Origin of the sequence: Winogradskyella sp. ECml5-4 (genome assembly GCF_036903175.1) — a bacterium.
Taxonomy (GTDB): domain Bacteria; phylum Bacteroidota; class Bacteroidia; order Flavobacteriales; family Flavobacteriaceae; genus Winogradskyella; species Winogradskyella damuponensis.
Genome location: NZ_JAYJLF010000008.1, coordinates 1 through 24,870, shown reverse-complemented (window position 1 = coordinate 24,870; position 24,870 = coordinate 1). Strand labels below are relative to the sequence as shown.

Here is a 24,870-nt window from a genome sequence, read left to right as displayed (position 1 = left end):
CCATTATCACACATCATTATTTTAAAATATACAAACCTTATGGCTATTTAAGTCAATTTGTTAATCATCAAACTAAAAGGCGAAACAAAAAACTTTTAAATGAGTTGTATGATTTTACAGACAAGGTTATGGCTGTTGGACGTTTAGACGAAAAATCTGAAGGCTTATTGCTTTTAACTACAGACGGAAAGTTTAGCAATTATATAACCAGTTCTAAAATTGAAAAAGAATACCACGTAATGGTTGACGGTTTAGTTACACCAGAAGCTATCTTAGAACTTCAAAAAGGAATAGAGATTTCTGTTGAAGGTAAAGCGTATAAAACAAAACCATGCAATGCTCAAGTTTTAAATGATATTTCGCACATTGTTCCGCGTTTTGTTAGAGACGAACGTCATGGACCAACATCATGGCTCTCCATTACTTTATCCGAAGGTAAATTTAGACAAGTTCGTAAAATGACAGCAAAAGTTGGTTTTCCAACGTTGCGATTGGTAAGAGTAAGGATTGGCGATTATAAATTAGAGGCTATGCAACCTTCAAACTGTATTGAAATTCTTCCAGCAGACAATTATTTGCAGTAAATTTTATTACTTCAAACTCTTCAATATAAAATCTAAATTTGGATTCTTATTATCATTTGCCACATAAGCATCTGTATAATATTTTGGTGCCAAAGCCAAATCAAGCTGCTTCATCTTTTTAATGGTTGGTATGTAATCCTGACTCACTTTCCCTGTTAATAACACCCCTAAGTCGTTACCATTTTGAGCATATTTATAGACGTTTCGCAAACCAGATAAATACAGGTGATCTTTAGTAAATCCTCCACCTCTATGCACACGTAAAGTAATGCCAAATGCTTTATCTCTATTTAATTTATGCTGATTATGCAATAGGTGAAACGTATCCGAAAAGGCGTAGCCTTTATTTAAACTATCAACAGCAATGACTCTAAATGCTAATTCTTTTAACCGTTCAATAGTAAGACAGCCACTCATAAATTCAGCATACACAGCCAAACCTTCTTGTGTTTCTACATTATTAGGAAAACCATTAGAAAACACTTTTAAAGGATGCGATAAGCCATTAAAAGTTGTTACTAAATGCACTCCAATCTCATGATTTGCTAGTACTTTGAGCTGATTTTCACTGTACTTATGACTTTTACGCAATACCAAAGTCTGCGTATTATTCAGTACCATTGCAGCAGCAGAAAGATGATTAGAAATCTTAATGTTGTACTTAAAATCGTAACGTTTAGAAAATTCATCAAAATAATCTTTGGCTTCACTTGCACTATATTTAGCAAGCATTTGCTCATCAAATTCCGAATCGTCAAAACGCAAAATAAATTTAGCATTCTCTATATCCTTTTCGGTAGGAGTTCCAAAGCTTTTTAAACTATTAAAATAAAATTTTCGGCCTTGCCCAATAGTTTCAATACATTCTATTAAGCCTGAATATTCGTAGATAATATCTTCGTACAATTGTCTAATATCATCATCTTCTATGCGTTCTAAACGTTGTGAAAAGAATAAACGATGCAGTTTATAACCGTTAAATTTTATTTTAGGGTACTTAAACTGAGGCTCATAATTAAATTTTGAAGAGTAGAATTTTTTCTTCTCAGATACCGTGTTAAGTGGATTAATATAGTTGAGGAGTTCAATATTTCTAACTAAACGATTAAGATTAGAATCAATATCAAATAAATCTTGAAAAGCTTCAGTAGTTTTTTTCTGAGACATTAGTGTTTAAACGTATTATAGAATTCGTTAGCATGTTTAGGTAAAAGTGTTTGTAACTGTTGCGCTACAGCAGCAACAACTTCAGGGTAATTAACCTGCTGATATTCGTCGCAATACACCTTTGCTATTTCGGTTGCCAAAACTAAAGTATTCTTAAAGTTATTAGTAATATATTTTAGAAAATAACCATTGCCTTGAAACGTATCATTAACCTTGGCGGTTTGCTTAATATTGTGTGGTAATTCTATAGAAGCCAAATAAGCTCTCCAGCGTTCAACTTCTTTACCAAAACGATGGTTATCTATATTAGAAGTCCCTAAATTCCATGTTGGCACTTCTCTATCCCAACGTTGCCAATTATAACTGTGCATATCGTAAACAACACATACTCCAAATTTTTCTTCTAATTTTGAAATTAAAGCCTTAACAACTTTATAAAAATTTGAATGTTTGTTTAAACTTTTGTCTTTTTCTGCTGCTGCTAAAGGTTGTTTCCAAAGTTGTTTTCCCCAAGCCGTTTCAAAAACAGCTTCTTCGGGTGTTCGATTTAAATCATACTCAAAACGAGAATCGCAACCTGCTAAAACAATAGGATGCGAAATAACCATCTTTTTAGTTTCAGGATCTTCTTCGTACCAACGTTCGTATTCGGTATGTAAACAGTTACTCCAAAGGTCTTTTCTAAACTGATGTCCGTCATGCACAGCTGCACAAGCATAAGGTACATAAGAATCAATTTTTAATGTAAATGCATAATCTTCAGAAACAGCACAAAAGGTTTCCTCTGCTTTTATCTTTGCGATAATTGAATCTACAGAAAGCCTTTTCATTACAATGTTTTAAACAGTCTATTAAGGCACTTTAGCATGTTTTGTTCTGTAATGTCAAAATCACCATCAGAGAAAAATAGCACTTTAATATCTTCCATTAAAATATCAATATCATCCTTGTCATAATTATGCTGCTCTAAGCTTGTCATAATTTTTTGTATGCCTTGATAGTCGTTGTCTCTATCAAATTCATCATGAATATCTTGAAAGGTTTGCAGATCTACTTTAGAGATAATTAAATTGCGTTCTTCTTCACTTTCTTTAAAATCTGAATTAGCAGCAAATAATAAAATATAAGCTACAAGTTCGTCTCTTGTCCAGTCGATTGTTTTCATTATTAATTGGTTAGTGTTCCATATTCTGTCCATGAACCATCATAGACAATGAGGTTATTAAAATTACATAGTGTCGCTGCAAGTGCTAAAATACAAGCCGTAATGCCTGAACCACAACTAAACACCACTTTTGTTTTATGAGTGACTAAATTATTAAAGATTGCTAAAAGCTCACTTTGAGGCTTCAACTTATAACCATTTAATAACATTGTGTAAGGTAGGTTTTTTGAATTGGGAATGGTACCACGTCGTAATCCAATTCTGGGTTCGTCTACTTGGCATTTAAAACGCTCTTGTGAGCGTGCGTCCAAAATTAGTGTATTAGAATCTTGTGAATATTGATTAATGCCTTTAAAGTTAGTCATTAAGTCTAAATTTAAATGAGCTTTAAAATTCCCTTTGATATAAGTTTCATTGGTATACTTTTCAATAGGAAATCCATTTTTGTTCCATTCGGGTAATCCTCCGTCTAAAACAGCAACATTTTTAAAACCAAAAACTTTGAATAGCCACCAAGCTCTTGCACTAGAATAAATACCTTTATCATCATAAACGACAATGTAAGCATCTTTATTTACTCCTAAAGTTTGAGCTTCAATTTCAAATTGTTGTAATGAAGGTAATGTACTTGGAAATGGTGCTGAAGTATCGCTAAACTTTTGTTTAATGTCAAAAAATCTAGCTTTAGGAATTCTTAAGGCTGTGGCATCAATACTCTTATTAATTGTAGCATCTAAAATAACGAGGTTACTGGCATTGCTATTTTCTTGAAGCCACTCTACTGAAACTAAATTTGAAATTTGACTTATTTTCATTTTATAAATTTCACGCTTCATCAACCGTTTTACGAAGTCTAGTTCGCCTATCAAACGCTTGTAATTGATCTAAGACTTTGCTTTCTAAAAAGTCAATGACCTTTTCTTCAACTCTAGTCTTGCTTTTATATACTTTATTTATATAAGTGATGCCGCCTGGCGACATTACATTAACCTCTACGAGTTTCCCGCCAATAACATCGATACCAACAAAATACAAACCGTCTTTTACTAATTTTGGACCTATTTGTTTGCATAATGCTTTTTCTGCTTTGGTTAAAGAATGCTTTGCAATACTTCCACCTGCCGAAACATTTGAACGATGATCTTCTGAGCCAGGAATACGTTTCATGGCTCCAACTGGTTCGCCATTTAATAATAAAATTCTAACATCACCTTGGTCTGCTCCTTCTATATAATCTTGAAGAATCACATAATTAGAGGTGCCTTCGCCACTAGAAATATAAAAATCTAACAGCGAATTAATATTGTTCATAGCCGATTTTTCAATTAGAATCACACCAGAACCTCCAAAGCCATTCAATGGTTTTAGTATCATTTTATCTGCCTTAGACTCTTTAATCTGCTGAATTAAATACTTTTTGTTTTTAGAAACATGTGTATTGGGAATAATGTTACTGTGTGCATCTCCAAAAGCAGCTGTATAAAGTTTATTATTGGCTTCTCGCATACCTTCTAACGAATTCACAATAAACACATCATCTTTTACTGAGTCTAAAAAATTAAGCATTATAGGATCTAAAGGTGGATTTGCTCTAAAGAAAATAGCGTCAAAACCTGCTAAAGGCAGCATTTCCTCTCTTAATTTCGCTTTGTTATAAAACGATTTTAATGTAGATGGCACTTTTTCCATTCTACCGATAACATTACAAAATGCATTTGTTACACTATCTCTAATGGTTAAGTTTGCAGGTGTACACATGGCAACACCATGACCACGTTTAGCACATTCCTTGATTAAAGCTAAACTTGTGTCGTTTTCTGGGTCGATCTCATCCCATGGGTACATTATAAAACAAATGTTCATTTGCAATAGGTTTTATCTTCTCAATAAAGTTATAAAAATTAATTGAGTCTTCTTAAATTTAAGAATCTAAATCAAAAGTTTCTGTTGGATTTTTTTCACCATGGTAATCTAACATATTTTCACCATCAGCAATAATAGAACAAACTGTTGCATCTCCTGTGACGTTTACAACGGTTCTAAACATATCTAATATTCTATCTACTGGAAAAATAATAGCGATCCAAGCTGGATTTAATCCCACAGAACTCAATACAATAATTAACATTACTAAACCAGCACTTGGTACAGCTGCAGAGCCAACAGAAGCTAAAGTGGCTGTTAATACTACTGTAACTTGCTGACCTAGCGTTAAATCTATCATATGCATTTGCGCTAAAAAGATTACTGCAACCGCTTGATACATACTTGTGCCGTCCATATTAACTGTAGCTCCTATAGGAAGCACAAAACTGCTTATTTTATTATCTACTCCTAAATTCTCTTCTACACATTCCATAGTTACAGGAAGTGTAGCCGCACTACTTGATGTTGAAAATGCTAAAGTTTGTGCAGGACTCATAGATTTAAAAAAGCCTTTATATGGAATCTGTTTTACAAAAAACTTCAAAATCAATGGATAAATTACAAATATCATTAAAAGCAAGCCTAATAAAACGGTTAATGAGTACCAACTCAAACCTTTAAAAATTTCTACCACTTTACCAATATCGTCACCAGCCATTTTACTTACCACACCTGCAAGTAAAGCAAACACAAAAAATGGCGCACCTTGCATAACAATATCAACCATTTTTAGAAAAACCTCATTAATTCCATTTACTAAATTTAATACAGGTAATGATTTTTCTGAAGGAATAAACAACAAACAAACACCAAAGAAAATCGCAAAAAAGATAATCTGTAACATTAACCCATTATTAGATAGAGAATGGAAAAAATTACTCGGTACAATATCTATTAATGGTTGCAATGGTGTTGTTTCTTTACGACTTTTAACTGTTTCCATTTTATCTGCAACAGCTGCTTCTTTTAATTCACTTTTAGATAATTCTGAAATTTCCTGAGCACGTTCAAAAAATTCAGGATCTTGTAAGTAATTTATACCATCCTTAATCTCATGTCCTTCACTATCTGCCCAAATCTCATAACTAATACGATTATCTATTCGGCTTTGTTCATCAATAAGTTCGCCTGGTTTAATAACATTAACCAATACTAATCCTAATGAAATAGCCATGACTGTTGTTAATAAATAAATACCTAAAGTCTTACCTCCCATTCTACCTAAGCTTTTTGGGTCTCCAATATTAGCAACTCCACTAATTATAGAAAACAAGACTAACGGAACTGCTATTAGCTTTAGTAAATTAATAAAGATAGTTCCAAACGGATCTATCCAATCTATAGTAAATTGACTCCATCCCATTGTGCTTGAAACCAAAGCCCAAATGATACCGAGAACCATTCCTATTATAATTTTCCAATGTAATGCTAGTTTTTTCATAAGTTTATTAGTCTGTTATTCATTTTCCGGAAGGAAATACCATTTTTAAAATTACAATCTACTAACTCTATCTAGTAAGACATAATCTGCCAAAACCAAAGCAGCCATTGCTTCAACAATAGGCACTGCTCTTGGCACCACACAAGGATCGTGTCTGCCTTTGCCTTGCATTTCTACAATTTCGCCAGAACTATTTAAGGCATCTTGCTTTTGAATCACTGTTGCAACGGGTTTAAAAGCCACTCTAAAGTAAATATCCATACCGTTAGAAATGCCTCCTTGTATGCCTCCAGATAAATTACTTTTTGTAGTTCCATCTTCGTTAAACAAGTCGTTATGCTCACTACCTTTCATTTTTGCGCCACAGAAACCACTACCATATTCAAAACCTTTTACAGCATTTATAGATAACATCGCTTTTCCTAATTCGGCATGCAATTTATCAAACACAGGTTCTCCTAATCCAATTGGTACATTTTGTAAAACACATGTTATGGTACCACCAATGGTATCACCTTGTTTTTTAATAGCTTCAACTCTAGCTATCATTTTTTCTGCTGTAGCTTCATCAGGACAGCGAATGACATTAGATTCTATTTTACTAAAATCTAAATCTTGATATGGTTTATCTATAAAAATATCACCTACTGAAGATGTAAAAGCATTAATGCTAATTGAGGCTAACATTTGTTTTGCAATAGCTCCAGCAACAACTCTAGACGCTGTTTCACGTGCAGAACTTCGTCCACCACCTCTATAATCTCTTACTCCGTATTTTTTATCATAGGTATAATCTGCATGACTAGGACGATACACATCTTTAATATGAGAATAATCTTTAGATTTCTGATTCGTATTATGAATTACAAAACCAATTGGAGTTCCTGTCGTTTTACCTTCAAAAATACCGGAATAAAATTCTACAGTATCAGGCTCTTTACGTTGAGTAACTATTTTAGATTGCCCTGGTTTTCTTCGGTTCAATTCATTTTGAATTGCTTCAAGATTAAGTTTTATTCCTGAGGGACAGCCATCTATAATGCCACCAATAGCTACACCATGCGACTCTCCAAAAGTAGTTAGTTTAAATAATTTTCCGAAGGAATTTCCTGCCATTTCAATTTATTTTACGCTAATGTAATTGTATTATTATGAAAATGAAAATACCATGTCGTATTTCATGTTATAGTCGCAAAAAAAGCTAAGGCTTCCTACTTCGTAATATTAAGGTAATATTTTAATAACAATTTGCTTATAGTTAGTTAATTATACGATAATCTGATTGTTAAAAATATTAAAGTTCTTTGTGGTATAGATTTAGAAATTTTGAAAATAAAACGAAAAGTTGAAATAGCAGTAATCTCAGATGTACATTTAGGCACTTTTGGCTGCCATGCCAAACAACTTTTAACTTATTTAAATAGCATAGAACCTAAGAAACTTATTCTTAATGGTGATATTATTGATATTTGGCAGTTTAAGAAACGTTACTTTCCAAAATCTCATCTTAGTGTTATTAAAAAGATTATGGATTTTGCCGCAAATGGCACTGAAGTGATTTACATTACAGGTAATCATGATGAAATGCTTCGCAAGTTTACAGATACGGAAATAGGTAATATTTCAATTGTAAATAAACTAGTACTAGATTTAGATGGAAAGAAAGCTTGGTTTTTTCATGGCGATGTGTTTGATATTTCCATTCAGAATGCCAAATGGTTAGCTAAGCTTGGTGGCTGGGGTTATGACTTACTAATCCTTATTAACAGGCTTACAAACTGGTGTTTAGATAAGCTTGGAAAAGAACGTTATTCTTTATCTAAAAAAATTAAAAACAGTGTAAAAGGTGCTGTAAAATATATTAGTGATTTTGAAAAAGTAGCTACAGACTTAGCTATTGAGAATGGTTATGACTATGTTATATGCGGACATATTCACCAACCAAAAATGATATTAAAAGGTAATAAGTTTGGTAAAACCACTTATCTAAATTCTGGTGATTGGGTTGAAAACTTCACTGCTTTAGAATACCAATTTAAACGTTGGAAAATTTACAACTACAACAATGATAGACTGTCTCCTTTCTTTGCAGATGAAGATATAAAAGATATGGACGTCAAAGACTTAATAGCTGCAATTACAATTGTAGAACAACCTAAAAAGCACAAGACAAAATAATAACTTTAATTAGCATTATTGTAACTGGTAGTTAGAGCAAAGCTTCTTTTAAAATAGAAATAGGATGTTTAGCCACTCTACCTGTACCGTCTTTTATTTGATGCCTACAACTTGTTCCGTTTGCAGATATTTCTGTGTCTGCTGAAGCTTTTCTAACCGCAGGAAATAAAACCTGCTCTCCTATTTGCATACTTACTTCGTAATGCTCTTTTTCGTAACCAAAACTTCCTGCCATACCACAGCAACCACTTGGAATAATTGTTACTTTATAATTCTTAGGCAGATTTAAAATACTAAAGCTCGACTTCTGATTTGCCAATGCCTTTTGATGACAATGTCCATGAAATTTAATGGTTTTTATCTCTTGTGTAAACTGCGATGATTTTATACGTCCCAATGCCATTTCTTGTTGAATAAATTCTTCAATCAAAAAGGTGTGTTTCGCAATTAATTTAGCAGATTCTTTGTCGTCTGCTAATCTTAAATATTCATCTTTAAACGTAAAAATAGCGGAAGGTTCTATACCTAATAATGGAGTGTTTTCAGTAATTAAATGTTTGAATTTTGAAACATTTTCATTCGCTACTCTTTTGGCATCTTTTAGCAAACCTTTAGACAACATTGCACGACCAGATTCCGAATGTGAAATGATGGTCACTTTATAATTTAAGCGGCTCAATAGCTCCATAGCATCTATACCAATCTCTGTATCTAAATGATTGGTAAACTCATCATTAAACAAGATGACTTCTTTTATATAACCAATTTTAACTGTCTTATTTTTAGCATCATAAAATTCCTTATCTAAACTTTTACTAGAAATTAAAGGCAAGCTTCGTTCTTTAGCAATGCCTCCAATAGATTTTATAATTGCACTTGTAAAATCATTAGAAAACATAAAATTAGTAAGCTTTGGAACACGACTAGCTAAGCCATTTATTTTGTTATTGTAAGCAAATAATTTTGTTCTAAAAGGTACACCATTTACCTTCTGATATTGGTATTGAAATTCGGCTTTTAAACTCGCTACATCTACACTACTTGGACACTCACTTGCGCATGCTTTACAACTCAAGCATAAATCAAAAACGTCTTTTAATTCTTTATGATCAAATCGGTTTGCTTTTTCAGAATTAGTTAAGAATTCTCGGAGCGCATTAGCACGTCCTCTGGTTGTATCTTTTTCGTTTCTAGTGGCTCTATAACTTGGGCACATAACACCTCCAAATTCAGGTAATTTTCTACAGTCACCAGAACCATTACATTTTTCGGCTTCACGTAAAATACCTTCAGAAGCAGAAAAATCAAGTAAGGTTTCAATCTGAGGTTCTTTTCTATCCACTTCATACCTAAAATTTTTATCCATAGGATAGGCATCTACAATCTTTCCTGGATTAAAAATATTATACGGATCGAAAGCTGATTTAATATGCTTTAAAATTTTATAATTAGCCTCACCAATCATCATAGGAATAAATTCTGCTCTCACAATACCATCACCATGTTCACCAGACATTGAGCCTTTATATTTCTTTACTAATTGCGCAACGTCTGTTGTTATTTTTCTAAATAGTACAACATCTTCAGCCTGTTTTAAATCTAAAATTGGTCTTAAATGTAACTCTCCTGCTCCTGCATGTGCATAGTATACCGCATTTTGGTTGTATGTTTTCATTAAAGCCGTAAACTCTGAAATGTAGCGGTCTAAATCTGGAAGCGCTACAGCCGTATCTTCAATGCAAGCCACAGCTTTTTTATCACCAATAATATTACCTAACAAGCCTAAACCGGCTTTTCGTAATTCTACAGCTTTATTGATATCATCACCTTTTAAAACAGGATTAGCATAACTTAAATTCATGCTTTTTACCGTTTCTAAGAATACGTTTATTTGTGATTGAAGCTCTTCATTTGAATTTGCTTTGAGCTCACACATTAAAATAGCAGCAGGATTTCCCTCTATAAATTGTCTGTTTTCTTGTTGTGTTTTATTGTGTTTTGTAAGATTTAAAATGGAATCATCCATCATCTCACAGGTATGCAAATTGTGTTGCATCACAGTTCCCACAGCATTTAGGCATTTAGCTATACTTTCAAAATGCAAAGCAATAATAGCGCTTTCCGTTGGCGGCAAGTCATCTAACTGCAAGGTGATTCCTGTTGTAAATGCTAAGGTGCCTTCACTTCCTGCTAAAAGTTGACACATATTAAAACCTGAATTTGAATCTGAAAACACTTCCGACTTTATCAATTCATCAATGGCATAACCTGTATTTCTTCTATGTATGCTTGGCTTTGGAAAATTATCTTGTATTTGATGCTGAACACTTTCAGAATTTAATTCTTTATAAATTGAATTATATACCTCTCCTTCAAGGGTTGATAACTGTAGTTTTTGTTGAAACTCTTCAGATGTTAACGCTGAAAATTCAACCTCGTTTCCATCACTCAACAACGTTTTCATTTTTAAAACCTTATCTCTAGTCACACCATATTGAATAGAGGTCGTTCCGGATGAATTATTCCCAACCATTCCACCAATCATACAGCGGTTAGAAGTTGATGTATTGGGTCCAAAAAACAAACCAAAAGGCTTAAGGTAATTATTAAGTTCATCTCTAACCACACCAGGTTGAACGGTTACTGTTTTAGCGTTTTCATTTATATCTAAAATTCGTGTAAAATATTTAGAGACATCTACTACAATACCTTCGCCAACACATTGTCCGGCTAGCGATGTTCCTGCTGTTCTTGGAATTAAAGAAGTGTTGTTAGACTTAGCAAAATCAATTAAAGATTTTATGTCTTGAGTATTTTTAGGTAAAGCTACAGCTAAAGGCAATTTTCTATACACAGAAGCATCAGTAGCGTAAAGTTTTCGCATTAAATCATTAAAATACAACTCTCCTTCTAATTTAGATTTTAGGGTTTTAAGTTGTATAAGGTTTTCTTTTTGCATAAGCGCTAACAATCGATTGGTATGAGTTATAATTTTGTCTTAAAAATAAGACTAATCATTCAATTTTGGCATAATTTTGGCGTTATGATGAAAAGCAATTTTAAGATTGCTAAAACTATGAATTTAAGATTATAAATTATTATGAAGAAATTAATTTTATTAAGTGTATTAACTATTGGGTTTATAAGTTTTTCTGACGCTCAGAACATTTCAAAAAATGCCATTGGACTAAGGTTTGGAGATAGTGATGGTTTTGGTACCGAAATAACCTACCAACGTGCTTTAGGTGGCAATAACAGACTAGAAGCCGATTTAGGTTGGAGAAACGGAAAAGACTATGATGGCTTTAAAATAGCTGGTTTATACCAATGGGTTTGGCAACTAGATGGCAATTTTAATTGGTATGCAGGTGGCGGTGGAGGATTTGGAAACTATAGCGTTGATACTCCTGGTAAGGATTACAATGATAGTTTCGTGTTTTTAGCGGGTGATGTTGGTATTGAATACAGCTTTGATATTCCGTTATTACTATCCTTAGATTTTAGACCAGAACTTGGATTTGGAGATTTTAATGACGATCTCGATTTTGATATCGGATTGGGCATTAGATATCAATTCTAAAACTTGATAAATAAATAAATTCAGAACCACCTTTAACGAGGTGGTTTTTTCATTATTTTTATTAGTATGAAGCAAATTGCAATTATAGGAATGGGACCACGAGGTCTCTATGCCTTAGAGAATCTTCTCTTAGCACTAAGTAGAATTCATAAGCAAGTTAATATTCAAATTTTTGATGCTAACAATGCTTCTGGAGCTGGAAACGTTTGGAACACAAGACAACCCGATTCTAATTGGATTAATATTACTGAACGCGCGCTAGTAGGCATTGAGAAACGTCCTAAAATCAGTTATGCTAATAGAGTTATTGAAGCTTTCCCTTCTTATCATGAATGGTGTAATTTTACACAACCATGCCATAAACCAGATGCATTTCCACCACGTAACAAACTAGGAAAATACCTTAATGAACGGTACAAAACTATAGAAAATGCCTTGTGCAATTTAAACTCCTTCAATTTTAATAAACTAGAAATTGAAAATATCAATTTAAAAGACAGTCAACTTGAAATTACAAGTAACAATAACTCTTGGATCTGTGACGATGTACTTTTAACTATTGGTCACCAATCTACAGAACTATCCAATCAATTAAAACAGTGGCAATCTTATGTGGCAACACATCAATCCCTCTCTCTTTTTAAAGAGTCCTACCCTATACATCATCTTAAAACAGTAAAAAATCAAGAAACAATTAATATTGGTATTAGAGGTTTTGGCTTGGCAATGATTGATGTAATGCGTTATCTTACCATTAATGATTTTGGAAATTTTAAAGTGATAAATAATGACACTTTTGAAACCATTTATTATAAGAGCAAGTCTCAAGATTTAAAACTAATTCCGTTTTCATTAGACGGCTTACCATTAGTTCCGAAGCCTCTAAACGAAAGTATTGATTCGTGGTACCAGCCTACGAAAGAAGAATTAGATAGTTTTAAATCTGAAATCGAAGCCGTTTCACACCAAACCACTGAAACAGATACCATTGATTTTTTAACGCATCCTATTGCTAAAATTATATCACGTGTCTATTTAGACTTAAAAGATAAAAGCCTAGCACATACCTTAAGTTCATCCGAATTAGAGGCCATAATCTTAAATTGGTTAAATGATGACCATTATAACCATCCATTAATTCAAGATTCTAATAATTCAACGTATCAACTGATTCAGAATTATATTGAAATGGCTTTAGGTACCATTCCTGTTTCTCTCGATTATTGCATCGGACAAGTTTGGCGTCATTGTCAGCCGACCTTATACAAAGCTTTTTCGCATGCTAAAGTGACTAATGACATTATAGAAAAAGTGATTGCCTTAGATGAACGTAGCAAACGTTATTCTTACGGACCACCAATAGAAAGTATGCAGCAAGTTTTAGCTTTGGTTGATGCAGATATATTGACATTAGACTTTGTCACTGATCCTGATATAGACTTAACAGCGAAAGGCTGGACTTTAAAAAATTCTAATAAAAAATCCATCACCTGTTCTGTGATGATTAATAGTGTTTTAGATGCCCCAAAATTACTTGAAGTCAACACGCCTTTAATTAAAGATTTACTTCAAAATGATTTGATACAACCTATCCATTCAAAATTAGGCATCGAAACAACTGCTGATGGTTATGTCATTACACCTGAAGCTAAAGACGATGTGCCTATTGCCGTTTTAGGTCGTTTGGCCAAAGGTAGCGTGATTGGTGTGGATGCTATTTTAGAATGTTTTGGACCACGTATTGAAGATTGGGCAGAAGCCTACGTGAAGCGACTAAACGCTAATTAGGTTGCTTTTCACTTAAATACTTCCAATACCGTTTTGGGACATGTCTAATATGAAGTTTCATGTTTTTTCGAGAAACAATATTGGTGGCTTTAAAATAATCTTGCCATAGCTTTTGAAATTCAAATTCTTGAGTGGCAAAAAATGCATTGTCGGTTTTAGTAAAGTTGAAATTCTCAGGAAAATCCATATTTATAAGTTCAACTGTTTCCAAATCGTAGAATAATCCATAACCACGTTTTATATCATAAATCACCCATTTTTGATCGGCATAACGTCTCTTAAAATGCTTTTCAATTAAAGGCAACACATTAAAATCGGGTTCTATACTTGCGAAATAGATGTCATCTTTAGTTAACCGAAAGCGTACAAAAGCCTCCATACGATGTTTTTCTCGTCCTACAGATTTTGCTATTTGTGCAATTTTTAAAATGGAAGGATGTGAATAATCTTTATCTACTTTCTTTTGTTGCGAAAACGCATATTGTATATAATCTAAAAGTAAGTCCTCTACTCCTACCTCTTCACATAAAAAAGCATAATACAATTGATAACTTCCGTTAGATGACAACTTCGATTTGATACCTTTCCACACACGATTTGCCTTAACTTCATCAGTAGGAATTGATTCATTCTCTGAAAACAAACCTTGCTGTACGGTAAACTCATTTTGAATGGTTACCGTTTTTAATTTATGTTCAAATACATAAAAAATAGTGGATAGAAAACCATCAAAAGTGCCGTCGTATATAAGGTTTTTAGCTTGCATCTATCCGAATAAGCTTAATTGATTACTCAACATTTTCTGATACTTACTCGTTGAATTTTGAAGGATTAAGCCTTTGATTTTTTCTGAGGTCAAATCCCGTTTTTCAAACTGATTGCTATCACAGACCATAAAGTATTGTGCTCTGTTTAACGCGACTCCTATTTTTTTCAGATGTTCCCAATTCAATTTTCTAAAGCGTCTGGCATTTATAATTTTAAATACCGATTTCATTCCTAAACCAGGAATTCGTGCTAACATACGCTGGTCCGCTGTATTCACATCAACAGGGAATTCATGAAGATTCCGTAATGCCCAACTCAATTTGGGATCTACATCTAAATCTAAATTTTGATGTTGTTCATTTAAAATTTCACTGACATCAAAACCGTAAAAACGCATGAGCCAATCGGTTTGGTACAATCTATTTTCACGAAGCATAGGTACAGCACTGCCTATTTGCGGCAAACGATTATCATAACTAATAGGTACATAACCTGAATAATACACACGTTTTAAATTATAGCTTTTGTAAAAGTGATTTGAGGTTTGCATAATCTGAAAATCATTCTCACCACTCGCCCCAATAATCATTTGTGTACTCTGACCAGCAGGCGCAAATTTTGGTGTGCTTTTAATGATTTTCTTTTCGGCATTATATTGAATAATTTCATTTTTCACCTTCACCATCGGCTTTATAAAATCTTCACGCTTTTTATCTGGTGCTAATTTTTTAAGTCCTGCTTCTGTCGGAATTTCAATATTCACACTTAACCGATCTGCGTAGAGTCCGGCTTCACGCATCAATTCATCCGACGCTCCAGGAATAGATTTTAGATGAATATAGCCGTTAAAATTTTCTTCAAGTCTTAATTTCTTCGCGACAGCAACCAAACGTTCCATGGTATAATCCGCACTTTTAAAAATACCTGAACTGAGAAAAAGCCCTTCTATATAATTTCTGCGGTAAAAATTAATGGTTAAATCCACCACTTCTTGCACTTTAAAAGCGGCACGTTTTACATCATTACTTTTTCGGGTAACGCAATAGGCACAATCAAAAATGCAATGGTTAGTTAATAATATTTTAAGTAAGGATACACAGCGACCATCTTCGGTATAGGAATGACAAATTCCCATGCCTGTAGCATCACCTAATCCTTTATTAGTGTTAGCGCGTTTACTTCCGCTAGACGAACACGATACGTCATACTTTGCAGCATCTGCTAGTATTTTTAATTTTTCTTGGGTACGTTGAAAAGACAAATATTTTCCTCCTAAATCTTAAGTTAAAATCTTAGCTGCAAAAATACTACATATAGTAGCTTATGATTGCTTCCATTTGTAGCAATCTAAAAATTAATGCTTATTTCAAGATGTTAGTTATTAGGAATTCAAATGGGTTAATATTTTGATGGTAACATGTAAACGACGTCGGATTTAAATCTTATTTTTCTAAAATATGAAAAGATTCATAATCATAATCCTTTTAACGCTAAACCACACTATGAGTGCACAGCACAATATACCAGAAGATATAAAAACGACTGTAAATAAAGCTTTAGCGTATTATCCACAGCTGAAGGACACTAAAATAGAATTTCGGTTTAAGAAAAACATTAAGAAATCGACTATGCAAGCCAGACCTACATTTGGCAGTTTCTTTAAGAGTAGAAAAAATCGACATTATGTGATTCTTATTAGTGAAAAATTCAAGATTGCAGATAAAGAGTTTTTAACACGACATATTCCAGATACTATTTTTATTGGGTGGATTGGTCATGAATTGGGTCATATTATGGATTACCAAAATCGAAGTAAGCTCAATCTCATTTGGTTTGGACTTAAGTATGTGTTTTCACAGAATCATATTGTTGAAGCCGAACGTGCCGCAGATTCATTTGCTGTTGCACATGGTATGGAAGATTACATTTTAAAAACCAAAGATTTTATATTGAATAATGCAGATATCACCCAATCGTATAAAGATCGGATTAAGAAGTATTATTTATCGCCTGAAGAGATTATGGAATTGGTAGAACATAGAGATGCTGGCAAATAATTTAAAGGATTTATTTAATCTTGAATATAAAAAACTATAAAAAAACACCCCTCAAGTCCCCTCAAGGGGACAATTCTTTACGAGAATAATTTAAATTCTTATTTATTAATAAGTAACGATTTACAGTTGATTAATAAATGCCCCCCAATCTGCAAATTTTTATTCACCCATCACACGCTCCATTTTTACTTGGTCTCCTTTTTTCTTATATGTTTCGTTGATTATACCTTTTAGATGTTTTTTAGCAATATTAGAACCTGCTTTATTTTCATAAAACTTATAAATTTCATCAAGCTGAATTTCAGCAAATTCAGACCAAATAATTTTAAAAGCCATTACTCATATTTTGCTAAAAGCTCAGGACTGGTTTTAAATCGGTTGTTAATGAAATCAGATTCAGACTTATCAATTCTGTTATCCAATTCATCTTGAGTCATCGACTCAATGTTTCGCTCTTTTTCTGACTGTTTTTCTTTTCTTAAAATTTTTTCAAGACGTGAAACAGCCTCTTCACTTTGAAGTTTTAAAAATTCCTGTACAAATTCTATTTTTCGAGCTTCTAAATTCATTTTAATCAGCTTTTTACCAAAGATACAAAATTACCAATTTAAAATTTTATTTTCTTACGTAAATGAATAATAGCGTGTGCTTAGCTAAACACTTAAGATTCAATCACAAAAGCTTCCCAATCTTTGAATTTTTCCTCGCCCATAACGCGTTCCATTTTTACTTGGCCACCTTTCTTTTTGTTTCTTTCGTTCCAGTCATAAAAACGATTTGGTGAAATCACTTTTACTTTCACACCTTTTAGCGCTTTACTTCTAGCCACTTTATAATTCTTATTGGCTGTTTTTAAGCTTTTGTCTAAAGCGTCTGAAATAGTCGAATTATCAACACCTTTTACGTCAGAACCCAAATACCAATAGTGATAGAACTCATCATCGTCTCCACGTTTAGCGCAGATGGTGTATTCAGGAATTGTAGTATCGAATTGCTCCTCTAATTCGCGCATGGCTGCATCCATTTTATTCACTGATAATTGCGAACCTACGGTATTTAAAAAGAATTTTGTACGTCCTGTAATTTTAATTTCAGCACGTTCAATATTAGTGAATTCAATGGTATCACCAATTAGATATCTCCACGCTCCACTAACGGTACTAATGATTAAAACGTAATCTTGATTCAATTCAACTTGATCTAAAGTTAAAGCTGGTGCTTCGTCAGTTAACGAACCATCTTCGTTGATATATTCGGGTTTAAAGGGTACAAATTCAAAATAAATGCCATTATCGGTATTCAATTGCATAGCATCGGTTTCAGGTCGTACTTGGGTTGCGATGTAACCTTCAGACGCTAAATAAGTATCGATAACGGTTATCGGCTTTCCTAATAAGGCATTAAAACTTTTTTCATACGGACCAAAAGCGACTCCTCCAGAGGTATAGACTTGTAGGTTGGGCCAAATTTCATGAATATTATTCAAGTTATGATAGTCTATCACTTTTTGAATCATCAACTCTATCCACGATGGAATTCCACTTAAGGCTCCAATATCCCAATCTTTAGCACGTTCTGCAATGCGCTGCACACGTTCGTCCCAATCTTCAATTTGCGATATTTCTTCACCTGGTTTGTAATAACCTCTAAACCACGCCGGAATATTACTCGCACTAATACCACTAATTTCACCTTCAAGGTGATTATTGTTTTCTTCCAAATCGGTAGAACTACCGAGCATCATGATTTCTTTTTCGAAAAAATCCGCAGGTAAATCAAAATTCTTTAAGGCAAACACCTGTTTAATTCCTGCATTTCTTATGGCATCAATCATGGCATCTGTTACCGGAATGCGTTTACTTGTTTTGCCTGTGGTACCAGAACTCAATGCAAAATAAGATGGCTTCCCTGGCCATGTGATGTTACTTTCGCCTTCGTGATACTTGTGCCACCATTTTTTGTTTATTTTATTGTAATCAAAATACGGCACATGCTTCGCAAAACTTTGTTGTAAATTAGAAGTTTCAAGAATACTTTCAAAATCATAAAACTTTCCGAATTGGGTACTCTTAGCTGTTTCAAGTAATTCTTTGAGCACTTGTTCTTGAGCTTCTTTATGAATGACTTCAGACGTAAACGTATCCTTCAGTTCAATCACTCCTTTTATAATGTTTCCTAGTATGGCCATTTTTTAATTTCAATTTTTGATTCTATAATTATGCTGCAATTTCTCTACAAGCTTCAGCACATGCTCTACACGATTTAGCACATTCTATACAGTGTTCGTGTTTGTGTTCTTCGCAATGATCTGCACAGTACTCACAAATTTCGGCACACAATAAGGCATATTGCTTAACGTATGCACTATCTGAAGTCATCATTTTAAGTAAAGCATCACAGGCATCAATACATTGTATACAACATTTTGGGCAATCGTTCATGCTTTCTTTTCCTACCATTTCGGTTAGGCATATTCTACAATCCACTATACATTTCTGACAGGCTTCAATCGCATTTCTATAAGTCGCTTTCATATTAATTGTATTTAGAATTAATTTCCACTAATATCCAATATTGCTTCCAAAACGATTACTGCGATTCGGAAAAGAATTAACCCATTTAGTGAAAATGCTTTCAGAGTAATTTAAACTTGAAATGAGTTAAAACATCATTATAATTCGTGACATATTGAGGCTAATAAAATTCTAAAACATTAAGGATATGAATGATTGGTTTAAATTTTCTACAGACGGACTTTTGGCGATAATACTTACTGCTATTGGTATTTATATGGCCTTAGTCATTTTAACACGCATTAGTGGCAAACGCAGTTTTTCAAAAATGTCTAGTTTCGATTTTGCCATGACGGTTTCTATTGGTTCCATATTGGCAACGGTTATTGTTTCGAAATCGGTTTCGCTTCAATATGGTATTATTGGTTTAGTGCTTATTTATAGTTTACAAATGATTGTTGCTGCTGCAAGACATTGGAAACCCATTAGAAATTTAGTCGATAATAAACCGACCTTATTAATGCAAAACGGCAAACTTATTGCAGCCAATTTAAAGAAATGTAAAGTGACAGAATCTGATGTAAAGGCCAAATTGCGTGAAGCGAATGTGATTCAACTATCAGAAGTTAAAGCGGTGGTGTTTGAGTCTACAGGTGATATATCGGTATTACATGGCGCTGACAATAAAGCAATTGACGATTGGATTATGGATTTTTAGAATTTGCGCTATAATTCCGACCTTAAATCTTGAGACTGATTTCTTTAAAGGATTCGCAATTTCCTTAGCATCAAATTATGAAATTCTTCGTAAAATTTATGTAGTTTTGCACATCTAAAAATTAAAACAATTCACAATGAAAGATACTGCTTTATCCTCTACTCACGAAGCACTTGGTGCTAAAATGGTTCCTTTTGCTGGCTATAACATGCCGGTTCAATACGAAGGTGTAAATATAGAACACGAAACGGTTAGGACATCGGTTGGTGTATTTGATGTCTCTCATATGGGTGAGTTTTTAATTGAAGGTCCACATGCTTTAGAATTGATTCAAAAAGTATCGAGTAACGATGCTTCTAAATTAGAAATAGGAAAAGCACAATACAGCTGTTTACCAAATGATGATGGTGGTGTTGTAGATGATTTAATCATATACAAATTAAAAGAAGAAACGTATTTATTAGTTGTTAATGCGAGTAATATTGAAAAGGATTGGAATTGGATTTCCTCTAAAAATGATGTTGGTGCTGAGATGCGCGATTTAAGCGAAGATTATTCGTTATTAGCGATTCAAGGTCCAAAGGCTGTTGAAGCGATGCAATCTTTAACGAGTCATGATTTATCTGCTATTAAATTCTACAATTTTGTTGTTGGCGATTTTGCAGGCATTGAAAATGTGATCATTTCAGCTACAGGTTATACTGGTAGTGGCGGATTTGAGATTTACTGTAAAAATTCAGAAGTCAAACAAATTTGGGATAAGGTATTTGAAGCAGGAGCAGATTTTGGCATTAAGCCAATTGGTTTAGCGGCAAGAGATACGTTGCGTTTAGAAATGGGTTACTGTTTATATGGTAATGATATTGACGATACCACGTCTCCAATTGAAGCTGGTTTAGGTTGGGTTTGTAAATTCAACAAAGACTTTACTAATAGCGAAGCTTTAAAAGCCGAAAAAGAACACACTCCAGAACGTAAATTAGTGGCTTTTAAACTCGATGAACGTGGTATTCCGCGTCATGGTTACGATATTGTAGATGGTAGCGGGAAAACAATTGGTGTTGTTACTTCTGGTACAATGAGTCCTAGTTTAGGGATTGGTATTGGTCTGGGTTATGTTCCTACTGTGTTTTCTAAAGTGGATAGTAAGATATTTATTCAAGTACGTAAAAAGGCCATTCCAGCAACCGTTGTAAAGGCTCCTTTTTACAAAGGCTAAATTTCTAAGCGTGTAGATTGATTAATGACGAAGAAACATTTAGATTCTCAAAAACATCGTATACTTATACTTGGCGCTAGTGGTTATATTGGCAATGCTATTTATAAAGAACTAGGACCTTATTTTAGGACTTACGGAACGTATCGTATTCCAAAGAAAGAATTTGAAAACAATAAACAATTCTTTCAGTATAATGTAGAAGAAGATGATGTTTATGACATTTTAGAGGCTTGTCAACCTACCATTATTATATCTGCACTTCGTGGTAATTTTAACGCACAAGTAATTGCGCATCAGCATATTGCTGATTATATAGTTGATACTGGCTGTAAATTCATCTTTTTGTCGTCTGCAAATGTATTTGATGCTTACAGCCAATATCCAAGTTACGAATTAGACAAAACATTGAGTCATAGTGTTTATGGTCACTTCAAAATAAAAATTGAAAACTTACTATTACGCTTGCCTAAAAAGCAAATTGCTATAATTAGACTTCCAATGGTATTTGGCAACGGTTCGCCAAGAATACAAGAATTAAAAGAAGCTATTATAGCAGATGAAACTGTTGAAGTTTTTCCGAATTTAATCATGAACGTGACACTTGACAAAAAACTTACCCAACAAATTCATTATATCATTAACAGAAATAAATTTGGTATTTTTCATTTGGGCAGTACAGATTTGGTGCATCATGATGAGTTTATAAAATCTATTATCGATATTCTTTCTGACAAAAAAGTAGTTATTAAACAAGTATTTACAACTAATGAAGATCGTTATTTAGCCGTACTACCAAAGTTTAATAAGTTACCTAAACATCTTCAGATTACTAGCGAAATGGTTTTAGAAGAGCTTTAAAAATAAAGATGTAGTTGTCGTTTATAATGCTTAAAAAGAATCTCTTTTTTAAGTTTATTGTAATACATATTTTTTTTAATTTAAACACATCAAAACAATAACATGAAACTAGACAAGGATACTATAGAAAAAAAATTATTACAATTTCCAGATTGGGATTATTATGATAACGCCATTCATTCTGAATTTGAATTCGATAATTTTAAAGATTGCTTTAGCGCAATGAGCAGAATAGCTTTTGAGTGCGAAGCATTGAATCATCATCCTAATTGGAGTAACTCTTACAATATTTTAAAAATTTCCATTTCAACACATAGCGCTAAAGGAGTTACTTTGAAAGATTTTGAATTAGCTGAAGCGATTGAGGCTATTGTAGAGGTTGAGGACTAGTTATTCTTGGTTGATGGTTGATGGTTGATGGTTGATGGTTGAAAAATAGAAATTTCAGAGTGATTAGACTTCCTATGTCTTGTTTTAGAAGTTTTTCACCTTGAATCTTATATTTTTTTACATTTAGTTTCATTCCTATTCAAACAATTTCAATATTTTCTTAGATTTGCTATGGTAAAAATGTCACTACATATAATTTCAGTGTTATTTTTTACACATTACATAAAACATAATCGTTAACAGATTCCTGTTCTACAGGAACTAAAAATATATTTAAGATGGGAAGAGCTTTCGAATTTAGAAAAGCAAGGAAAATGAAACGTTGGTCTGCTATGAGCAAAGCCTTTACGCGTATTGGTAAAGATATTGTAATGGCTGTTAAAGAAGGTGGTCCTGACCCTGATAGTAATTCGCGCCTTAGAGCTGTAATACAGAATGCCAAGGCTGTAAATATGCCTAAAGACAATGTAGAACGTGCCATAAAGCGTGCTTCAGATAAAAGTTTAGGAGATTTTAAAGAAGTTCTTTTTGAAGGTTACGCACAACATGGTATTGCAGTACTTATAGAAACAGCTACAGATAATAATACACGTACAGTGGCTAATGTCCGTTCTTATTTTAATAAAACAGATGGTAGTTTAGGGACTTCTGGATCTGTTGTTTTTATGTTTGATCATACCTGTAATTTTAAAATTAAAGGTGACGATTTAGACTTAGAAGAGCTAGAATTAGAATTGATTGATTCTGGAGTTGAAGAAATTTTTGAAGACACAGACGAGGATGAAAATGGTGTTGAACACACTAGTGTTATGGTTTATGCACCATTTGAAAGTTTTGGTAAAATTCAAGCTTACCTCGAAGAAAACAATATAGAAATCATTTCATCTGGATTTGAACGTATTCCACAAGTTACTAAAAAGTTAACACCAGAACAAGCAGAAGATGTTGAGAAACTTTTAGAAAAGCTAGAAGAAGATGATGATGTTCAGAATGTGTATCATACTATGGAAGAAAGTGTTGATTAACTTTTAAGCTCAAAAGCATTCGCCTGATTTTTTCTTTAGATATAGATATATCGCTACAATTTGTAGTTTCTTAATACATAACTTTAATAATTCATGATTTTAATGTAATTTACAAGAACGCAAAACCTATGTAAACACTTAATATCATGAAGATTACATTATCTAAGCTGCATCATAACAATGATAACCAGATTGCTATTGGTTTTGAATATAATAAGGAAACAAAAGCAATTGTAAAGGCTGTAGAAGGTGTAAAATGGTCACAGACGCATAAGACGTTTTACGTTTTGTATTCGAAAAACACAATTTATACATTATTTAATTATTTTAGAAGCCATGGCTATTATGTAGACTACAGTCAGTTTAGAAAACCAACAGAAAACACTTATAAACCTGTAAAAAAAATTAAGCCAAGCCATAGTATGGCAGAAATGTTTGCTAGCCTACCTTTGAATTTTAAGGAATTATTAAAGGGCTATACTGGTTTTTTAAAAGGCAAGCGCTTGAGTCAGAGCACAGTTCGTACATACGGTTATTTTGTATTGCGATTTATGGATTACTACAAGCCAAAAGAAATAGAGTTTATACAGAAAAAGGACATTGATCATTTTTTTGAAATAGTTTTGGCTGGTGAAAATTTTAGTATTAGTAGTCACAGGCAATGTGTTAGTGCCTTAAAATATTTTATTTCTTTTTGTGATTTACCGGAATTAGACGCTGAGGATTTAAATCGTCCGAAAAAAAGCAAGAAGCTACCTGTCGTTTTATCTAAAGAAGAGATTATAGATCTTATTCAAGTCACCAAAAACCTAAAACACAGAGCCATTATTGGCCTGTTATATTCATGTGGACTAAGAATTGGGGAACTTTTAAATTTAAAAATCAACGCTTTAGATTTTGACAGGAATTTGTTGCGTGTAAATCAAGGTAAAGGCCGAAAAGACAGAAGTGTTGTAATGAGTGAAGTTTTAAAGCCATTAATTTTTAATTATTTAAACACTTACAAGCCTCAGGTTTTTGTTATTGAAGGACGTAATGGAGGGCCGTATTCTGCGACTAGCATACGTCAATTTTTAAAGAAAAGTTGTGGTTATGCGGGTATAAAAAAGCAAGTTACACCGCATGTATTGCGTCATAGTTATGCTACACATTTAATGGAAAATGGTGTAGATTTACGTCATATTCAAATGTTACTAGGCCATGCTAAACCAGAAACGACGATGATCTATACACATGTTGCTCATAGAGATTTAATGCAAATTAGTAGTCCGTTAGACACTGTAGTTAAGTCGATAACAAAATCGCAAAAAAACAATACAGAAGTTTTGTTATCCCGAAATTATAATATATAAACTACTATATTTGTTTTTATATAACACGTTGCCACACATTTGAAAATAAGAACATTGAGAAAAATTTACTTACTGACTTTAATGTCAATTATTTTATTTAACTGCCAAAACAAAACGGAATTGAGAACTGATTTACAGCCA

25 protein-coding genes are annotated in these 24,870 nt (G+C 33.1%); 11 read left to right on the top strand and 14 right to left on the bottom strand.

Going from position 1 to position 24,870, the window contains the following annotated elements; genetic code table 11:
- Window positions 1–5: 5 nt before the first annotated feature.
- On the top strand, window positions 6–584 hold the full coding sequence (locus VDP25_RS09030) for a pseudouridine synthase (RefSeq protein WP_334469398.1): 579 nt from the start codon (window positions 6–8) through the stop codon (window positions 582–584).
- A 6-nt stretch (window positions 585–590) separates the two neighbouring features.
- Here VDP25_RS09030 and VDP25_RS09025 read toward each other — a convergent pair whose 3' ends face one another.
- Genes VDP25_RS09025 through aroC form a run of 7 tightly spaced genes read right to left on the bottom strand, consistent with a single transcriptional unit; the run spans window position 591 to window position 7,399 of the window.
- Window positions 591–1,751, bottom strand: coding sequence for a flavohemoglobin expression-modulating QEGLA motif protein (locus VDP25_RS09025; protein WP_334468932.1), 1,161 nt, complete (start codon window positions 1,749–1,751; stop codon window positions 591–593).
- A complete protein-coding gene (locus tag VDP25_RS09020; RefSeq protein WP_334468930.1) occupies window positions 1,751–2,581 on the bottom strand; it encodes an N-formylglutamate amidohydrolase in 831 nt (276 codons plus the stop codon). The genes VDP25_RS09025 and VDP25_RS09020 overlap by 1 nt, the downstream gene beginning before the upstream one ends.
- Window positions 2,581–2,916: a hypothetical protein gene (locus VDP25_RS09015; protein ID WP_334468928.1), complete on the bottom strand. Its 336-nt coding sequence runs from the start codon at window positions 2,914–2,916 to the stop codon at window positions 2,581–2,583. Before VDP25_RS09015 ends, VDP25_RS09020 begins: the two co-directional genes overlap by 1 nt.
- Before the next feature lie 2 nt (window positions 2,917–2,918).
- Window positions 2,919–3,731 carry a sulfurtransferase gene (locus tag VDP25_RS09010; protein ID WP_334468925.1) on the bottom strand — a complete coding sequence of 271 codons (813 nt, stop codon included), beginning with the start codon at window positions 3,729–3,731 and terminating at the stop codon, window positions 2,919–2,921.
- 10 nt (window positions 3,732–3,741) lie between these two features.
- Entirely contained in the window at window positions 3,742–4,779 is a 1,038-nt protein-coding gene (gshB, locus tag VDP25_RS09005; protein ID WP_215925566.1) for a glutathione synthase, read from the bottom strand.
- Window positions 4,780–4,837: 58 nt separating this feature from the next.
- Window positions 4,838–6,283 (bottom strand): dicarboxylate/amino acid:cation symporter, encoded by a 1,446-nt coding sequence (locus VDP25_RS09000; protein ID WP_334468920.1) that lies wholly within the window; start codon window positions 6,281–6,283, stop codon window positions 4,838–4,840.
- A 51-nt stretch (window positions 6,284–6,334) separates the two neighbouring features.
- Entirely contained in the window at window positions 6,335–7,399 is a 1,065-nt protein-coding gene (aroC, locus tag VDP25_RS08995; protein ID WP_334468917.1) for a chorismate synthase, read from the bottom strand.
- Between the two features lie 210 nt (window positions 7,400–7,609).
- On the opposite strand from aroC, the gene VDP25_RS08990 reads away from it, so the two are divergent.
- Window positions 7,610–8,461: a UDP-2,3-diacylglucosamine diphosphatase gene (locus VDP25_RS08990; protein WP_334468915.1), complete on the top strand. Its 852-nt coding sequence runs from the start codon at window positions 7,610–7,612 to the stop codon at window positions 8,459–8,461.
- A 31-nt stretch (window positions 8,462–8,492) separates the two neighbouring features.
- On the opposite strand, the gene VDP25_RS08985 is transcribed toward VDP25_RS08990, so the two are convergent.
- On the bottom strand, window positions 8,493–11,420 hold the full coding sequence (locus tag VDP25_RS08985) for an FAD-binding and (Fe-S)-binding domain-containing protein (RefSeq protein WP_334468913.1): 2,928 nt from the start codon (window positions 11,418–11,420) through the stop codon (window positions 8,493–8,495).
- 141 nt (window positions 11,421–11,561) lie between these two features.
- On the opposite strand from VDP25_RS08985, the gene VDP25_RS08980 reads away from it, so the two are divergent.
- Together VDP25_RS08980 and VDP25_RS08975 are read left to right on the top strand one after the other, a co-directional pair.
- On the top strand, window positions 11,562–12,041 hold the full coding sequence (locus VDP25_RS08980; RefSeq protein ID WP_215925561.1) for a hypothetical protein: 480 nt from the start codon (window positions 11,562–11,564) through the stop codon (window positions 12,039–12,041).
- Between the two features lie 66 nt (window positions 12,042–12,107).
- Window positions 12,108–13,829 carry an FAD/NAD(P)-binding protein gene (locus tag VDP25_RS08975; protein WP_334468910.1) on the top strand — a complete coding sequence of 574 codons (1,722 nt, stop codon included), beginning with the start codon at window positions 12,108–12,110 and terminating at the stop codon, window positions 13,827–13,829.
- Here the strand turns inward: VDP25_RS08975 and VDP25_RS08970 are convergent.
- Both VDP25_RS08970 and VDP25_RS08965 read right to left on the bottom strand, forming a co-directional pair.
- Complete coding sequence (locus VDP25_RS08970; RefSeq protein ID WP_334468908.1) at window positions 13,822–14,595, bottom strand: TIGR03915 family putative DNA repair protein; 774 nt, start codon at window positions 14,593–14,595, stop codon at window positions 13,822–13,824. The genes VDP25_RS08975 and VDP25_RS08970 overlap by 8 nt on opposite strands.
- Entirely contained in the window at window positions 14,596–15,858 is a 1,263-nt protein-coding gene (locus VDP25_RS08965; RefSeq protein WP_215925558.1) for a putative DNA modification/repair radical SAM protein, read from the bottom strand.
- Window positions 15,859–16,054: 196 nt separating this feature from the next.
- On the opposite strand from VDP25_RS08965, the gene VDP25_RS08960 reads away from it, so the two are divergent.
- Window positions 16,055–16,654: a hypothetical protein gene (locus VDP25_RS08960; protein WP_443089857.1), complete on the top strand. Its 600-nt coding sequence runs from the start codon at window positions 16,055–16,057 to the stop codon at window positions 16,652–16,654.
- 159 nt (window positions 16,655–16,813) lie between these two features.
- On the opposite strand, the gene VDP25_RS08955 is transcribed toward VDP25_RS08960, so the two are convergent.
- The 4 genes from VDP25_RS08955 to VDP25_RS08940 form a co-directional block, all read right to left on the bottom strand.
- Window positions 16,814–16,990, bottom strand: a complete 177-nt coding sequence (locus tag VDP25_RS08955) for a hypothetical protein (protein ID WP_334468904.1) — start codon at window positions 16,988–16,990, stop codon at window positions 16,814–16,816.
- Window positions 16,990–17,223, bottom strand: a complete 234-nt coding sequence (locus VDP25_RS08950; RefSeq protein ID WP_334468902.1) for a hypothetical protein — start codon at window positions 17,221–17,223, stop codon at window positions 16,990–16,992. The genes VDP25_RS08955 and VDP25_RS08950 overlap by 1 nt, the downstream gene beginning before the upstream one ends.
- Before the next feature lie 92 nt (window positions 17,224–17,315).
- Window positions 17,316–18,842: a GH3 family domain-containing protein gene (locus tag VDP25_RS08945; protein WP_334468900.1), complete on the bottom strand. Its 1,527-nt coding sequence runs from the start codon at window positions 18,840–18,842 to the stop codon at window positions 17,316–17,318.
- 28 nt (window positions 18,843–18,870) lie between these two features.
- Window positions 18,871–19,188: a four-helix bundle copper-binding protein gene (locus VDP25_RS08940; protein ID WP_334468897.1), complete on the bottom strand. Its 318-nt coding sequence runs from the start codon at window positions 19,186–19,188 to the stop codon at window positions 18,871–18,873.
- Between the two features lie 187 nt (window positions 19,189–19,375).
- Between VDP25_RS08940 and VDP25_RS08935 the strand changes: the two genes are divergently transcribed.
- From VDP25_RS08935 to xerA, 6 genes are all read left to right on the top strand, one after another.
- Window positions 19,376–19,885, top strand: coding sequence for a DUF421 domain-containing protein (locus VDP25_RS08935; RefSeq protein ID WP_334468895.1), 510 nt, complete (start codon window positions 19,376–19,378; stop codon window positions 19,883–19,885).
- 136 nt (window positions 19,886–20,021) lie between these two features.
- Window positions 20,022–21,104 carry a glycine cleavage system aminomethyltransferase GcvT gene (gene gcvT / locus VDP25_RS08930; RefSeq protein WP_334468892.1) on the top strand — a complete coding sequence of 361 codons (1,083 nt, stop codon included), beginning with the start codon at window positions 20,022–20,024 and terminating at the stop codon, window positions 21,102–21,104.
- A gap of 24 nt (window positions 21,105–21,128) precedes the next feature.
- Complete coding sequence (locus tag VDP25_RS08925) at window positions 21,129–21,962, top strand: sugar nucleotide-binding protein (RefSeq protein WP_334468889.1); 834 nt, start codon at window positions 21,129–21,131, stop codon at window positions 21,960–21,962.
- 102 nt (window positions 21,963–22,064) lie between these two features.
- Complete coding sequence (locus tag VDP25_RS08920; protein WP_334468886.1) at window positions 22,065–22,352, top strand: 4a-hydroxytetrahydrobiopterin dehydratase; 288 nt, start codon at window positions 22,065–22,067, stop codon at window positions 22,350–22,352.
- Window positions 22,353–22,630: 278 nt separating this feature from the next.
- A complete protein-coding gene (locus VDP25_RS08915) occupies window positions 22,631–23,377 on the top strand; it encodes a YebC/PmpR family DNA-binding transcriptional regulator (RefSeq protein ID WP_334468884.1) in 747 nt (248 codons plus the stop codon).
- A 146-nt stretch (window positions 23,378–23,523) separates the two neighbouring features.
- On the top strand, window positions 23,524–24,729 hold the full coding sequence (xerA, locus tag VDP25_RS08910; protein WP_334468882.1) for a site-specific tyrosine recombinase/integron integrase: 1,206 nt from the start codon (window positions 23,524–23,526) through the stop codon (window positions 24,727–24,729).
- The last annotated feature ends 141 nt before the right edge of the window (window positions 24,730–24,870 follow it).